A 13,573-nucleotide genomic window follows, 5' to 3' on the forward strand; every position below is an offset into this window, starting at 1 on the left:
TTAGGTGATTTTTCGTCGCCCTTGCAGGGGCGGTCTACGAAGCCGAGACGGTTGCAGCCGCCTCGGCTTTTTCTTTCTGTGTCAGCGCGACTTCGAGTAGGAAAATGATCTCGCTGTTCATCGAACGGCGGCTTCCTTCAGCGCTGGCAAAGAGCCGATCGCGTACTGGCTTAGGCATTCGAACGGACACAGGGATCGCATTCTGATGCTCGCTGGAACGAGGCTTGCGGGGCATTGGTAGTTCTCCATTAACGTTACGACAAATGTAGTATGGCCTAAGGCCAGTATTGATGCAATAGTGAATATGGCCTAATGCCATATCAGTTTCACTAGGGTGTCGCTATGGTTCCTCAAAACTCGGAAAGCAGAGATTTAGACAAAGTCATTGTTCGGTTGCCGGACGGCATGAGAGATCAACTCAAAACCATGGCGGCCCAGAACAATCGCTCGATGAACGCAGAAATCGTCGCGCGGCTCGCCGAAAGTTTGGAAATAGAGGCTGTCGAGGGCGACCCCGCTGCGTCTCTCGATGCGCTCAGACCGGTATTCCAGGCCGTTCAGAAAGAAGTGGCAGGCGATTATGAAAGGCGACTAGCTGCGATCGAAGAGATACTGGCGGAGGTCAGTCAGCGACTTGGAACGACCTACTATCCACCTCTCCCTCAGAACACCAAGACTGATGAGGACGAACAATGAGCGTCCGAAAACGCGAATGGAAAACAGCAAAAGGCGTCTCTAAGTCTGCGTGGGTCGCCGACTATTTCGATGTGGCCGGGAAACGGCATCAGATGGCCTTTGAAACAAAGAAAGAGGCTGTCGCGTTCGCCGCGACGGCATCAGTCGAGGTCCGGCAGGGCGTCCATGTTGCCGACAGCGATAGCGTCACCGTGGAAGCAGCAGGAAAGTTTTGGATTGCTTCGGGCGAGGGCGCCGGGCTGGAACGATCGACGATCAATCAGCGGAAAAGCCATCTGGAACATCATATCGTTCCGATGATCGGTCAGATGCTGCTGTCCAAAATAACGATCCCGGCCGTGCGCGAATTCGAGGACAAGCTTCGCAAGGAACGCAGGTCGCCGGCAATGGTCAAGAAGGTCTTGACCTCTCTCGGTTCGATCCTGTCGGACGCGGGCGAGCGCGGGCTAGCGAACCGTAACCCCGTTCGGGATATCCGCGGAAGCCGAAAGGGCAAGGAGCACCGCCAAGAGAAGCGACTGAAGGGTAAACTTGAGGTTGGCGTGGATATTCCGACGCGTGACGAGATCAAGGCGTTAATCGCCGCCCTAGATGGCAACTGGCGACCGTTTCTATTGACCGTCGTATTCACCGGCATGAGGTCGTCTGAATTGCGCGGGCTGCGATGGAAGGATGTCGACTTCGTGCGCGGCGAGGTCAGCGTTCGACAGCGCGTTGATCAGTTCAAGGAAATGGGTAAGCCAAAGTCGGAGGCGGGAACGCGAACCATCCCTGTTCCGCCCCTTGTTACCAACGCCCTGAAGGAATTGAAGCTCAAGCAGGGCGGAAAGCAGACCCTCGTATTCGCGAACCCCGACGGGGAAGCCCGGTCACACAAGAATGTGGTTGTTAAGGGGCTACAGACTGCCATGTTTCGGGCAGGGGTGACGATCGATACCGGCAAGCTCGACAAGAAGGGCAATCCGATCCTAAAGGCGAAATACACAGGCCTTCATTCCCTTCGGCACTTCTACGCGAGTTGGCTGATCAACAGAAAAGAAGAGGGCGGCCTCGGTCTGCCGTTGAAGATGGTTCAGGAACGAATGGGGCATTCGTCGATCATCATGACCGCCGACACTTATGGTCATTTGTTCCCTCGGGACGACGATGGCAAGGAACTAGCGGACGCAGCGAGCGCTCTGCTCACGTGAGTAGAAAAAGGGCCAGAACTCTGCAACTTAGAGAATGGATTTCACTTCATCGAGGCGGGGCAATGACCAAGTTGAACATCTATCGAGCGTGTTTGCTCTTACTGCTCGCGGGTGTGGCGTACGCCTGGCCTATTGTCGGGATCATAATTTTAGCTTGGTGGGGAGGTGCCCTGATCGGGCTCCTGGTCAAGGGCAAAACTCCGCCTCAATGGCAGGTGCGGCCAACGTTTCAAGACACCCAAGGCTGTTTGAGCATGTGGCTTTACGTTTGGAATGGTTTCTACGTCTGGAAGGATTTAGACAACGACTACTGGAAAAAGGATGCCAAGTAGGCGCTCGGCCTTGAGGCTGTCTCCAGTGAATGCAACATAGCTGCAACATGCGGACGATTTAATCAATAAAAACAACGTCGGTTCAAAGTCTGCAAATCCTTGTACCCCGGTTCAATTCCGGGCGAGGCCTCCAAAATTTTCCCAATGTTTCAAGGTAATAGAGCCGCTACGGGCGCGGACGCGAGTGAAAGCGTGTTGCCTTGAGCGCGGCAAATTTCCTTCTATTTCACCATTTTTCAGTCCGCGAGGCGAATCTGCGGCATGCGGTCGCCAAACCCCGCTATTGGTTCCTGTCCCAGGCAAAGAATGGTCGATAGTGCCGTTGGGCAATCAGCAGAGTTCGATCCGGTTGAATGATGTAGATTTCCTCGACCGTGCGCCCCGTCTGATCCGTGAACGTATGCGGGAAAGAAGAGCCGATCGGCGCCTTCGTCAGCTTCGTTCGCGGCTGGCCGCCATAAGTGATGCTGCCGGGAATGGGCGCGTAACCCTCCGAGGGATCGGAGCCCGAAACGGCCGTGCAGCTCGCGACAAGGGCCACCATTGCACCGATCGCTGCTATTGTCCGGATCATCCTTCGCCTCCTCATCGATGCAGTCCCGCGAAGCGGCACTCGACTGCGTTCCGCAAGATCGTAATGTAATGCCTCGGCCCTCTTCTCGCCAGCGGGATTGACGCCTCCCGCCGCGACCCGATTCTGTCACGTGATCGTCACTGGCTTCAACGGCGCAAGAATGAGGTCTGCAAGCGTGCAATTTCCCACGCTTACTCCAATCGAAGTAGGACCTAGGTCCGTCTAGGATAACCCTTGCGAGGGCGCTATTGTTTCTCCTGCTGGTCTGCCACGGACGGTGGGCTTTGAGGGCATCGGACCCCCTCTATTGGCTCCATTCCGCCGCGGCGGCAGACAGGGCGGGGGTAGTTTTCAGTCCCGGCAAAGCCGGAGGGGGTCGCCGCAGTGGCGACCCTCTCCGGGCGCCTCGTTTCACTATTCTAATGAGCTTCGGCGATATAGACGGGAGATCGCTCTCCTTCCGTCTATAGTGGCGAAGCCCGCGGGCGTTTCTTCCATTCCTATAGTGACAATCCATACGGCACTAGCGTTGGTGCATGTTTATCAAGGCAAATCACCGGATGGTCGAATTTTCGATAGGGCGCTATCTTCTACGGGCGAGTTCTTAGGAGCACCTCCGATGCCGGCGACCCAAATGCCGCAACTGATCTTTGCCCTGAGCGTGGCGCGGGAAATGGTGGAGCGCGAACGACATGCGGAAATGCTTGTCATGCTAATCGACGAGGCTCTGAAGGAGGCAAAGGAAGAGGCTTTGCGGCACGGCATTCTGGTCGACACGGAAGAAGAGACCAAGCTGCAATAGCTTCTCCGGAAGCGAGTGGCCCCGGCCGCGACCGCTTTAAGCCTCGGCCGGGTTGCCGATCTGGGAGGGGCTGGGGAGGCTCCAAGATCGGCACAAATAAGCTACAGATCTCGTCTGATGATCGAAACCGGTGCTTAAAGGTATGTTTCGTCCTTTGTTCTTGCCTAAAAAGAACCTCATGGCGAATGGCCGGGACCGGCCACCAAAAAGCTCGCCGGCTATCGCGGCACCGGCAAAGCTGGAGCCGTCGAGTTCAGTTGATCCGCTGCAACGACGGCATCGGGGATACACCGTTTGTCGCGACATTCGGTGCGCCGCCTCTCACAAAGGGAATGAGGAGTATGATCGCGAGCAGAGCACAAATGAAAAAGCTGCCCAGCAGAATTGGTCTAATTGCCATGTCCGATCCGTCGAATCCCAGGGGACGGACACTATCCGGCGAAAAACTGACAATAGCCTGAAGTCAGTCAGCTCGTCTCACGATCGAAAAGCCCGCAGCAAAAGATGCCGACGAGGGTAATGATGATGAAGAAGTCGAACAACGAAAGATATTCGATGATGTTAGGCATTGCCTGCTCCTCCTCTATTCCTCCGGTTGCAATAATATCACAGGGCGCGCGTTTGTTCCATGAAGGATTGCGAAGAGCGCCAGCGGGCAGCGGCGCCATCCCGAATTCTTGTCATGTGCATTCGCGAAGCCTTGAAAGGCCAGTGTGCTGAGATTAAGAGACGTGCAGACAAAGCCGCTTCCATCGGGCGAGAGGACAACATGAATTTCGAATCAGCACGCGCAAACATGGTCGACAACCAGCTCCGCACGACGGACGTCACCTCGCATTCCGTGCTGACGGCGTTTCTCACCGTCCCGCGCGAGGCGTTTGTTCCCGAGAAGGCAAAGCCGCTCGCCTATATCGATCGGGATGTCGAAATCTGTCCTGCAGCGGCGGGCAAGCCCGCGCGCTATCTCATGCAGCCGTCGCCGCTTGCAAAGCTGCTGCAGCTCGCGGCGGTTACCAAAGATGACGTCGTCCTGGAGATCGGCGCCGGTAGCGGCTACGTGTCGGCCCTCTTTTCACAGATTGCGGGCACGGTGGTCGCGGTGGAAGAGGACGAAACGCTGGCGGCGGAAGCCAAGGCCAATCTTGCGAACTACACAAACGTTTCGGTCGTTACCGGTTCACTCAATGCCGGCAATCCGTCGGGCGCTCCCTATGACCTGATCTTTATCAGCGGTTCGGTCGAGGAAGTTCCGTCCTCCTTGCTGTCGCAGCTCCGCGACGGCGGGCGTCTGGTCACTGTTCAAGGCTACGGCGGTTCGGCACGCGCCAAGGTCTTCGTGAGCGAGCGCGGCACAATTTCCGAAAACGTCTACTTCAACGCCTCGGTCAAGCCGCTTCCCGGTTTCGCCAAGGCGCGCGAATTTGTATTCTGAACCACGCTGCGATGATTGATTTTTGACGGGCGCTTCAGGCGCCCGTTTTCTTTCCCGCGATAGAATCTGACCGCGGCAGAAAAGCTGTGCATGGCATCATTCATTTGATTCGCGATGATTTTTTTCAATCCTCGGCTATCCTAAGCTCTGGGTGATTCGGATGCCCACTCCACGCAATCCGGTCGTTTTTCGGAATAACGGGGATAGATATGGCTCAGCCAAGCGTAGCGCGTGAACCGTCCATGGAAGAGATACTGGCGTCGATCCGCCAGATCATCGAGAGCAATGACCCAGGTGCGGGCAGGGCGCTATCGGCATCGCTGCCGGCGGCTTACGGCGCTGATGAGGATGATCGCGATTCGGACATCCATTTGACGGTGGACGAGGCCTACGCTGGCGTGGAATTCCCTGAAGCGGCTGCTCAGTCTGACCCGCGCTTCGTTGCGGCCAATTCGGCAGGCTCGGCTCCCGTGCCGGAAGCGCAGCCGCGTGCCATGTCGCTAGCCGATGTCGCCGCGCGCGTCCGCGCGGCATCGGAGCGCAACACTGCCCAGTTGCGCGACGTGCCGCCAGCCTTGCGGCAAGCCGAAGCAAGGAGCGCGGAACTGAGCATGGAAGCCCCGGAAGCTACTCGCGAGGCGCCAGCTTCTGCGCCAGTTGCTGCACACTCCGAGGCGGCCGTGACTGCTCCTATCTCGGCGCCGGCGCCGAAGGTCGTCGCGGTTCGTCCGCCCGTAGAAATTCCCTTCGAACTGCCTCCAGTGGCTATGGAGCCGCCACCGGCGGTGGCCCACGTGCCTGAGGTATTCGTTCCCGCGGTCGTTGAACCGGCCGTGGAAGAAGCAATCCAGAGCCTTGCTGAGCAAGAGCAGCAGCCGGTATTGCTCTCGCACGACGCGGGACTGCAAATCGCCCGTTCCTTTGAAGAGTTGGCTGCCGCCATCGATGGCGCCGAGCGGCGCTCTCTCGATGAGATCGCCGAAGACATGCTGCGCCCGATGCTGCGCGAGTGGCTCGACGATAATCTGCCGACACTGGTCGAGCGTCTGGTGCGTGAAGAGATCGAACGCGTGGCGCGCGGCCCGCGCCGCTGATCGGAAACGCCTTTTCTCAGAAAGCCGCTCCGGTCTCCGGGGCGGCTTTTTTATTGACTTGCCCGAAGCCATCCTATTTACAACCCGCATCTAAGAACCTCCAGATTTTGGTCCCCAAATGCTCGACAAGACCTACGATTCCGCTGCCGTTGAACCGAAAATCGCTGCAAAATGGGATGAGGCGGACGCCTTCCGCGCGGGCGCCAACGCCAAGCCGGGCGCCGAGTCCTTTACCATCGTGATCCCACCGCCCAACGTGACGGGATCGCTGCACATGGGCCATGCGCTGAACAACACGCTGCAGGATATCATGGTCCGCTTCGAGCGCATGCGCGGCAAGGACGTGCTCTGGCAGCCTGGCATGGACCATGCCGGTATCGCCACCCAGATGGTTGTCGAGCGCAAACTGATGGAACAGCAACTGCCGGGCCGCCGCGACATGGGGCGCGAAGCCTTCATCGACAAGGTCTGGGAATGGAAGGCGGAATCGGGCGGCCTTATTTTCAACCAATTGAAGCGTCTCGGCGCCTCCTGTGATTGGTCGCGCGAGCGCTTCACCATGGATGAGGGGCTTTCGGCCGCCGTTCTTGAAGTCTTTGTAACGCTTTACAAGGAAGGGCTGATCTATCGCGACAAGCGTCTCGTCAACTGGGATCCGAAGCTCCTGACGGCGATTTCCGACATCGAGGTCGAACAGCACGAGGTCAACGGAAACCTCTGGTACTTCCGTTATCCGCTGGAGCCGGGCGTCACCTACCAGCATCCGATCGCCTTCGACGAGGACGGCAAGGCGACAGAGTCGGAAACGCGCGACTATATCGTCGTCGCGACTACTCGTCCGGAAACGATGCTTGGGGACACCGGCGTTGCGGTCAATCCGAAGGATGAGCGTTACCGGCCGCTCGTCGGCAAGCACGTCATCCTGCCGATCGTCGGTCGGCGTATTCCGATTGTCGCCGATGATTATCCGGATCCGACGGCCGGCACCGGCGCTGTCAAGATGACGCCGGCGCATGATTTCAACGACTTCGATGTCGGCAAGCGCACCGGTCTGCGTGTTGTCAACGTGCTCACCGGCGACGCGCGGATCACGCTCAAGGACAACGAGGATTTCCTGGAAGGCATTCCGGACGCTGCCGCGCTGCATGGCGCCTGGGACGAACTCGAGGGTAAGGATCGCTTCGAGGCGCGCAAGATCATCGTCCGCATCTTCGAAGAGGGTGGCTTGCTCGACAAGGTCGAGCCGCACAAGCACATGGTTCCACACGGCGACCGTGGTGGTGTTCCGATCGAACCGCGCCTGACGGAGCAATGGTACGTCGACGCCAAGACGCTTGCAGCACCGGCGATCGCCTCGGTTCGCGAAGGCCGCACCAAGCTCGTTCCGCGCAGCTGGGACAAGACTTACTACGAGTGGATGGAAAACATTCAGCCCTGGTGCGTTTCCCGCCAGCTCTGGTGGGGCCATCAGATCCCGGCCTGGTACGGCCCGGATGGTCAGGTCTTCGTCGAAAAGACCGAAGAAGAAGCTCTGCAGGCGGCAATCCAGCACTATCTGTCGCACGAAGGCCCAATGAAGGCCTACGTCGAGGACCTGCTCGAGAATTTCAAGCCGGGCGAGATCCTGACGCGCGACGAAGACGTCCTCGACACATGGTTCTCGTCCGCGCTGTGGCCGTTCTCGACGCTCGGCTGGCCGGATAAGACGCCGGAGCTTGAGCGCTACTACCCGACCAACGTTCTGGTGACCGGCTTCGATATCATCTTCTTCTGGGTCGCCCGCATGATGATGATGGGCCTCCATTTCATGAAGGACGACGACGGCGTTCCGGTCGAGCCGTTCAACACCGTTTATGTCCATGCGCTGGTCCGCGATAAGAACGGCCAGAAGATGTCGAAGTCCAAGGGCAACGTCATCGATCCGCTGGAACTGATCGACGAATACGGTGCCGACGCGCTGCGTTTCACGCTCGCGATCATGGCAGCGCAGGGTCGTGACGTTAAGCTCGATCCGGCCCGCATCGCGGGTTACCGCAACTTCGGCACAAAGCTCTGGAACGCGACGCGCTTTGCCGAAATGAACGGTGCCAAGAGCGATCCGCACTTCGTGCCCGAAGCGGCCGAATTGACGATCAATCGCTGGATCCTGACGGAACTTGCCCGTACGGAACGTGACGTAACGGAAGCCCTGGAATCCTACCGTTTCAACGATGCGGCTGGCGCGCTCTACCGCTTCGTTTGGAACCAGGTCTGCGACTGGTATCTCGAACTGCTGAAGCCGGTCTTCAACGGTGCGGACGAAGGCGCGAAGAAGGAAGCACAGGCCTGTGCCGCCTATATCCTGGAGGAGATCTACAAGCTCCTGCATCCGTTCATGCCGTTCATGACGGAAGAGCTCTGGGCGCATACCGCAGGCGAAGGCATCGAGCGCGACACACTGGTCTGCAATGCCGAATGGCCGGCGCCGTCCTATGCCGATGACGCCGCTGCCGATGAGATCAATTGGTTGATCGATCTGGTTTCCGGCATCCGTTCCGTTCGTGCCGAAATGAACGTGCCGCCGTCGGCTGTTGCGCCGCTGGTTGTCGTCGGCGCCAATAGCCTGACACGCGAACGCCTTATCCGCCACGATGCTGCAATCAAGCGCCTTGCCCGCGTTGACGGCATCTCGCTGGCCAGCGAAGCACCAAAGGGCGCTGCGCAGATCGTTGTCGCCGAGGCGACAATCTGCTTGCCGCTTGGTACGCTGATCGACCTGGCAGCCGAGAAAGCGCGCCTGGAGAAGGCAATCGCCAAGGTTGATGGAGAGATTGCGCGCATCAACGGCAAGCTCTCGAACGAGAAGTTCGTTGCCAACGCCAATCCTGATGTCGTCGCTGCTGAGCGCGATCGCCTGGACGAACTGCAAGGTCAGATTGCGAGCCTGCGGGTTGCACTGTCGCGTGTATTCGAGGCGTCGTAAAATCAACGCTTGGTAGCAAGAATTTTCAGAGGCGCCCGACTTCGAATCGGGCGCCTTTTTCTTAGGTCGATCGGAGTCGCCGAACTTTGCTGCCTGAGTTGCCCAAATTGCTAGCCGTAGGCCTTGATTCCACACGTTTTATCGGAGCGCACGGCGAAAAATATGACTGTTGTTTCCCTGTTACAGGATAGCGCTATCGTGGAATGGTCGACCCTAAGTGAGTAGGTATTTTTACTATCTGTAGAATTTCGTTCTAATTTGCGAAAATATTGACGTGCTCGTCAATCTGTTACGTAAAACTTCCGTTAGCCGCGTTTCCAATCGCGCCCGAACACAAAGTTGCCATTTATCGGCATCGCCTGCACAGTCCGGCCTCATTGCAATTGCCTGAGTGGGGGAGACACATTGGCATCTCGTATGACATCGGCCGGCGTTCTGTCGCTTGCCCTCTTTTCAACGCTGGCGCAGCCGTCCTTCGCGGGCGGTCTTGATCGCGGCGGCTACAATATCGACCTGCTCTTTGATCAATCGCGTTTTTCGTCACAGGCGGCCGTGATCTATGTCATGCCGCAGCGTGAACTGAAGAATGCGAGGGACACAAACACGTCAGCACTGACGGGTGGCGGAAACCTCAATGGAAGGTCGCACTCGGCGGATGAGACAGAAAACTATGCGGTCCCGTATCTCGGGTTCAAGGCTGGTTACGAAGGTGGAGACTGCCTCTTCGACTATTCCGAACCGTTTGGTGCACATACGAACCCTGGCATCAACTGGGCCGGCGCCAACAACAATATCGAAACGAAAATCGAGACGCACAACTACGCCACCACCTGCTCTTACAAGTTTGATGTTGGTCCCGGTCAGCTTCGCTTGATTGGCGGCGCCTTCTACCAGGAAGTGGAAGGTTTCAAGGAGCGTCTGGTAAGCACCGTGCCTATAGCATTGGGCACTGGAACAGGTGTTGGACGGCTCGATCTTGAGGACAATGGCTGGGGATGGCGCACCGGTATCGCGTACGAAATTCCCGAATACGCGATGCGTGCGAGCTTGGTTTACAACAGCCGAGTGAAATACGACAGCTTGAGTGGCACGGTCGATCTTACGCAGGTGCCGGTTGTCCCTGGGTTTGGTGGACGCGTGACGAGCGTCTTCGGTGAGGCTGAAGCGCCGGATTCTTTGGAGTTGAAAGTTCAGAGTGGTATCGCACCAGATTGGCTGGCGTTCGGCTCCGTAAAGTGGACCAACTGGAGTGTTCTTCAGTCGATTCCGCTTTGCCCCGTCGCCACGAAGGGTAGGGCTTGCACGGCGACCAGCGGAACTCAGCTGACGTCTCTTGACCTGCTCTATCGGGACGGCTGGACCGTCACCGGTGGTATTGGTCACAAGTTCAATGAACAATGGACCGGCGCCGTCAGTCTGACTTGGGATCGCGGCACCAGCCACGGCTATGGTTCGCAGACCGACACTTGGACGGTCGGGGCCGGCGCTGCCTACAATCCAACCGACAATATCGAATGGCGCATTGCCGGCGCACTCGGTGTCCTGACCAGCGGTTCCTCCGGCGTGCTGGTGCAGGATGGCGTCACATACGGAAACGACGTCTCGTATGACTTCGGCAATGATCTTGTCGCTGCCATCTCGACCAGCATCAAGGTGAAATTCTAAGTTTCAAAGACGAACCTCAGAAAAGCCCGGCAAAACTGCCGGGCTTTTCTTTATGTACACCTCGTTAAGCATGCCGTTTTGGCGTCTCATTTTGTGACGATTCAGCAACAGTTTTTTACCAGCATTTGCGTAAGATGATCTCAGGACGAAATTGTCCATTTCCCGCCACAAACTAGGCGCAGCGCTATAGTCGGGCGAGGAAATGACAGGCGTAAAGTGCGCGTAAAAGAGTACGATGAGCGAGTTTGTAGCGGGTGCAATCAGGATGGGTGAAGCGTACGGCAGAGATGCCGCGGCCAGCGCCATTTTCCTTTTCCCGCAAGGCGATTCCGCCCCGGAGTTTCGCTCTGACGTTGCGCTTTCGAGCCTTTCTTTCCTTTCGCGGTCGAACCGATCGGCATCGTCGGAATCGGCTTCCGGTAACGACGATACAGGTTTGGTCACAATTGGTGATTACCCTTTTCTCGACGGCAGAATGGCACATGGCCGAGCCGCGGGAGTGAGGCAAATGGCATCGCGGGCGAGCCGTGCCGGACTACGGACGGAGAGTGTCGATGCGCTTGGAATTGAGGTCCTCGAGGGAGGGCTGAGGCTGGATGCGACGCGGGCAAAGGGGCCTTTGAGCTCACCGCGGGATCGCTCGCCGGGAGGAATGCATCCACGGACCGAAAGTCCGTCCGGATGGGAAGCGAAAGAAACCGAGTGAAATGCTGACGTCCGAGTTCAGACCTTTCAGACTAATGCTCATGGGCCTTTCCATTGCCTGTTGCGCGGCAATTGCATCGCCTGCAAGTGCATTCGACATCAAGTCGGGCGTTTCGAAGGAATCCGGCCCATTTGATCTCTTCAAGTTCGGCTTCAAGGCCTACAAGAACGGCCAGAAGGAAGAGGCAGTCGAAGCTTACAAATACGCGGCTGAAAAAGGTCATACAGGTTCGCGCTGGGCACTCGCCAACATGTATGCCGACGGCGATGGCGTCGCGCAGGACGACTTCGAGGCCTTCAAGATCTACAGCGAAATCGCGCAGCAGGGCGTCGAGCCGGGCTCGGAAGATACCGGCTTCTTCGTCAATGCACTGCTCTCGCTCGCCAGCTACTACAAGCATGGGATCCCCGGCAGTCCGGTGAAGATCGATCTCAACCAGGCGCGCCAACTGTACTTCCAGGTTGCGTCCACCTTCGGCGTGCCTGAGGCACAGTTCCAGCTAGCACAGATGATGTTGGCAGGCGAGGGTGGCAGCACCAGTGCGCAGCAGGCGAAGAAATGGCTCAACCAGGCCCGCAAGAGCGGCCATCCGGGCGCCATGTCCGTCTTTGGCAACATCCTCTTCCAGGAAGGGCAGGCGGCCAACGGGCTGGCGCTAATGACCGCCGCTCTCGACCGCTGCAAGCCGAAGGACTGTGGTTGGATGGAGGCCTTGCAGGAGCAGGCCTTCTCGGTCGCGACCGAAAGCGACCGCCGCTCGGCCGTCGCCCTTTCTCACAAGATTGCCGTCAACGGCTCCGACTAAGCCCGCGAACGGTACGCGCCTACACCTTACGAGTAGACGGATCGCGACGCGTTTTCGGCTCAAGCCGCGAAATCGAAATAGGCCACAACAGGCACGTGGTCTGACGGCTTCTCCCAAGCCCGGACATGCTTTTCAATCGCCGACGACGTCATGCGATCGGCAGCCTCCGGCGAAAGCAGCAGGTGGTCGATGCGAATGCCGTTGTTCTTCTGCCATGCACCGGCCTGATAGTCCCAGAACGAGTAGAGTTGAACGGCATCGGTCGTCGCGCGCACCGCATCCGTCAGGCCAAGGCCTTCAAGTCGACGGAAAGCCTGCCGTGTCTGCGGCAGGAACAGCGCGTCGTTTTCCCAAACCTTCGGATCGAAGCAGTCGTGCGGTTCCGGGATGACGTTGTAGTCGCCGGCGAGGATCAGGATTTCCTCGTAAGCCAGACGCTCCGCGGCGAAAGTCCGCAGCCGCTCCATCCAGGCAAGCTTGTAGGTATATTTCTCGGTTTCAACAGGATTGCCGTTCGGTAGGTAGAGGCAGCAGACGCGAGCCACGCGGTTGCCCGGCAGGGAGAAGACGGCTTCCAGGAAGCGAGCTTGCTCGTCGAGCGGATCGCCCGCGAGGCCGCGACTTACTTCATCGGGCTTGGTCTTGGAGAGGATCGCGACGCCATTGAAGCCCTTTTGGCCGTGTGTCTCGACATGATAGCCCATGGCCTCGATCTCGAGCCTGGGAAAACCTTCATCGATCGTCTTGATCTCCTGCAGGCAGACGATATCGGGATCGGAGTCCTTCAGCCACTGAGTCAGGTTGTCGATGCGCGCCTTGACGCCGTTGATGTTCCAAGTCGCGATCTTCATGGAATGTCCTGTTCCGCTTCGTCCGCTCCCTTGTATCGCGCTCTTTCGATTGCGGACAAGACGAGAAACCGGTCGAAAGGGATTCTTTCGGCCGGTTCGATGTGGATACGCGGAGATACAGTACTAGATCGAGAAGCTTGTACCGCAGCCGCAGCTGGCAACCGCGTTCGGATTCTTGATCTGGAAGGACTGGCCGAGCAGGTTATCGACGAAGTCGATCTCGGATCCCGCCATGTAGACCAGTGACAGGCTGTCGATCAGCACCTTCGCGTCATTCCTTTCGACCACCACATCGTCGTCGTGGGCGCCGTCCGCGAGGTCGAACTTGTAGGAAAAGCCTGAACAGCCGCCACCTTCCACGGAGACGCGCAAGGCGCTTTTGCCGGGTTCGGTACCGACGATTGCCGCGATTCGTTTTGCCGCGGCTTCGGAAAGGGTTACACTCACGTCCGTCATGTTTGCTC

Annotated in this window: 14 protein-coding genes; 9 read left to right on the forward strand and 5 right to left on the reverse strand. The window is 58.0% G+C overall.

The features are described 5' to 3' along the window. Window positions 1-34 precede the first annotated feature (34 nt). Window positions 35-235 carry an Arc family DNA-binding protein gene (locus tag RGCCGE502_RS08460; protein WP_016553736.1) on the reverse strand — a complete coding sequence of 67 codons (201 nt, stop codon included), beginning with the start codon at window positions 233-235 and terminating at the stop codon, window positions 35-37. A 107-nt stretch (window positions 236-342) separates the two neighbouring features. On the opposite strand from RGCCGE502_RS08460, the gene RGCCGE502_RS08465 reads away from it, so the two are divergent. The 3 genes from RGCCGE502_RS08465 to RGCCGE502_RS08475 all read left to right on the forward strand — a co-directional run bounded on the left by RGCCGE502_RS08465 (window position 343) and on the right by RGCCGE502_RS08475 (window position 2,218). Continuing rightward, entirely contained in the window at window positions 343-696 is a 354-nt protein-coding gene (locus tag RGCCGE502_RS08465) for an Arc family DNA-binding protein (protein ID WP_016553737.1), read from the forward strand. Next, window positions 693-1,886, forward strand: coding sequence for a tyrosine-type recombinase/integrase (locus tag RGCCGE502_RS08470; protein WP_016553738.1), 1,194 nt, complete (start codon window positions 693-695; stop codon window positions 1,884-1,886). Before RGCCGE502_RS08465 ends, RGCCGE502_RS08470 begins: the two co-directional genes overlap by 4 nt. A 62-nt stretch (window positions 1,887-1,948) precedes the next feature. Next, on the forward strand, window positions 1,949-2,218 hold the full coding sequence (locus tag RGCCGE502_RS08475; protein WP_016553739.1) for a hypothetical protein: 270 nt from the start codon (window positions 1,949-1,951) through the stop codon (window positions 2,216-2,218). A gap of 280 nt (window positions 2,219-2,498) precedes the next feature. On the opposite strand, the gene RGCCGE502_RS08480 is transcribed toward RGCCGE502_RS08475, so the two are convergent. Next, window positions 2,499-2,792, reverse strand: coding sequence for a hypothetical protein (locus RGCCGE502_RS08480; RefSeq protein WP_016553740.1), 294 nt, complete (start codon window positions 2,790-2,792; stop codon window positions 2,499-2,501). A 619-nt stretch (window positions 2,793-3,411) separates the two neighbouring features. On the opposite strand from RGCCGE502_RS08480, the gene RGCCGE502_RS08485 reads away from it, so the two are divergent. The 5 genes from RGCCGE502_RS08485 to RGCCGE502_RS08505 all read left to right on the forward strand — a co-directional run bounded on the left by RGCCGE502_RS08485 (window position 3,412) and on the right by RGCCGE502_RS08505 (window position 10,747). Further along, entirely contained in the window at window positions 3,412-3,594 is a 183-nt protein-coding gene (locus RGCCGE502_RS08485) for a hypothetical protein (protein WP_016553741.1), read from the forward strand. Window positions 3,595-4,363: 769 nt separating this feature from the next. Continuing rightward, a complete protein-coding gene (locus RGCCGE502_RS08490; protein WP_016553743.1) occupies window positions 4,364-5,026 on the forward strand; it encodes a protein-L-isoaspartate O-methyltransferase family protein in 663 nt (220 codons plus the stop codon). A gap of 209 nt (window positions 5,027-5,235) precedes the next feature. Continuing rightward, window positions 5,236-6,120, forward strand: a complete 885-nt coding sequence (locus tag RGCCGE502_RS08495) for a DUF2497 domain-containing protein (RefSeq protein ID WP_016553744.1) — start codon at window positions 5,236-5,238, stop codon at window positions 6,118-6,120. A 118-nt stretch (window positions 6,121-6,238) separates the two neighbouring features. Further along, window positions 6,239-9,082 (forward strand): valine--tRNA ligase, encoded by a 2,844-nt coding sequence (locus tag RGCCGE502_RS08500; protein ID WP_016553745.1) that lies wholly within the window; start codon window positions 6,239-6,241, stop codon window positions 9,080-9,082. Between the two features lie 405 nt (window positions 9,083-9,487). Further along, complete coding sequence (locus RGCCGE502_RS08505) at window positions 9,488-10,747, forward strand: OmpP1/FadL family transporter (RefSeq protein ID WP_040674236.1); 1,260 nt, start codon at window positions 9,488-9,490, stop codon at window positions 10,745-10,747. A gap of 3 nt (window positions 10,748-10,750) precedes the next feature. Here the strand turns inward: RGCCGE502_RS08505 and RGCCGE502_RS08510 are convergent, their stop codons facing one another. Further along, the gene (locus RGCCGE502_RS08510; RefSeq protein ID WP_244441675.1) at window positions 10,751-11,191 is read right to left on the reverse strand and encodes a hypothetical protein; all 441 of its coding nucleotides are present in this window, start codon (window positions 11,189-11,191) and stop codon (window positions 10,751-10,753) included. Between the two features lie 263 nt (window positions 11,192-11,454). Here RGCCGE502_RS08510 and exoR point away from each other — a divergent pair, with 263 nt between their 5' ends. Beyond that, window positions 11,455-12,258: an exopolysaccharide production regulator ExoR gene (gene exoR / locus RGCCGE502_RS08515; RefSeq protein ID WP_016553748.1), complete on the forward strand. Its 804-nt coding sequence runs from the start codon at window positions 11,455-11,457 to the stop codon at window positions 12,256-12,258. A 59-nt stretch (window positions 12,259-12,317) separates the two neighbouring features. Here the strand turns inward: exoR and xth are convergent, their stop codons facing one another. Next, a complete protein-coding gene (gene xth / locus RGCCGE502_RS08520) occupies window positions 12,318-13,109 on the reverse strand; it encodes an exodeoxyribonuclease III (RefSeq protein ID WP_016553749.1) in 792 nt (263 codons plus the stop codon). A 123-nt stretch (window positions 13,110-13,232) separates the two neighbouring features. Then, on the reverse strand, window positions 13,233-13,565 hold the full coding sequence (gene erpA, locus RGCCGE502_RS08525; RefSeq protein ID WP_016553750.1) for an iron-sulfur cluster insertion protein ErpA: 333 nt from the start codon (window positions 13,563-13,565) through the stop codon (window positions 13,233-13,235). Window positions 13,566-13,573: the final 8 nt, after the last annotated feature.

The sequence above is a fragment of the Rhizobium grahamii CCGE 502 genome (assembly GCF_000298315.2).
Taxonomy (GTDB): domain Bacteria; phylum Pseudomonadota; class Alphaproteobacteria; order Rhizobiales; family Rhizobiaceae; genus Rhizobium; species Rhizobium grahamii.

Coding starts and splice junctions, on each gene's coding strand:
- RGCCGE502_RS08460 (WP_016553736.1), bottom strand. CDS start 235: ATGCCCCGCAAGCCTCGTTCCAGCGAGCATCAGAATGCGATCCCTGTG.
- RGCCGE502_RS08465 (WP_016553737.1), top strand. CDS start 343: ATGGTTCCTCAAAACTCGGAAAGCAGAGATTTAGACAAAGTCATTGTT.
- RGCCGE502_RS08470 (WP_016553738.1), top strand. CDS start 693: ATGAGCGTCCGAAAACGCGAATGGAAAACAGCAAAAGGCGTCTCTAAG.
- RGCCGE502_RS08475 (WP_016553739.1), top strand. CDS start 1,949: ATGACCAAGTTGAACATCTATCGAGCGTGTTTGCTCTTACTGCTCGCG.
- RGCCGE502_RS08480 (WP_016553740.1), bottom strand. CDS start 2,792: ATGATCCGGACAATAGCAGCGATCGGTGCAATGGTGGCCCTTGTCGCG.
- RGCCGE502_RS08485 (WP_016553741.1), top strand. CDS start 3,412: ATGCCGGCGACCCAAATGCCGCAACTGATCTTTGCCCTGAGCGTGGCG.
- RGCCGE502_RS08490 (WP_016553743.1), top strand. CDS start 4,364: ATGAATTTCGAATCAGCACGCGCAAACATGGTCGACAACCAGCTCCGC.
- RGCCGE502_RS08495 (WP_016553744.1), top strand. CDS start 5,236: ATGGCTCAGCCAAGCGTAGCGCGTGAACCGTCCATGGAAGAGATACTG.
- RGCCGE502_RS08500 (WP_016553745.1), top strand. CDS start 6,239: ATGCTCGACAAGACCTACGATTCCGCTGCCGTTGAACCGAAAATCGCT.
- exoR (WP_016553748.1), top strand. CDS start 11,455: ATGCTGACGTCCGAGTTCAGACCTTTCAGACTAATGCTCATGGGCCTT.
- xth (WP_016553749.1), bottom strand. CDS start 13,109: ATGAAGATCGCGACTTGGAACATCAACGGCGTCAAGGCGCGCATCGAC.
- erpA (WP_016553750.1), bottom strand. CDS start 13,565: ATGACGGACGTGAGTGTAACCCTTTCCGAAGCCGCGGCAAAACGAATC.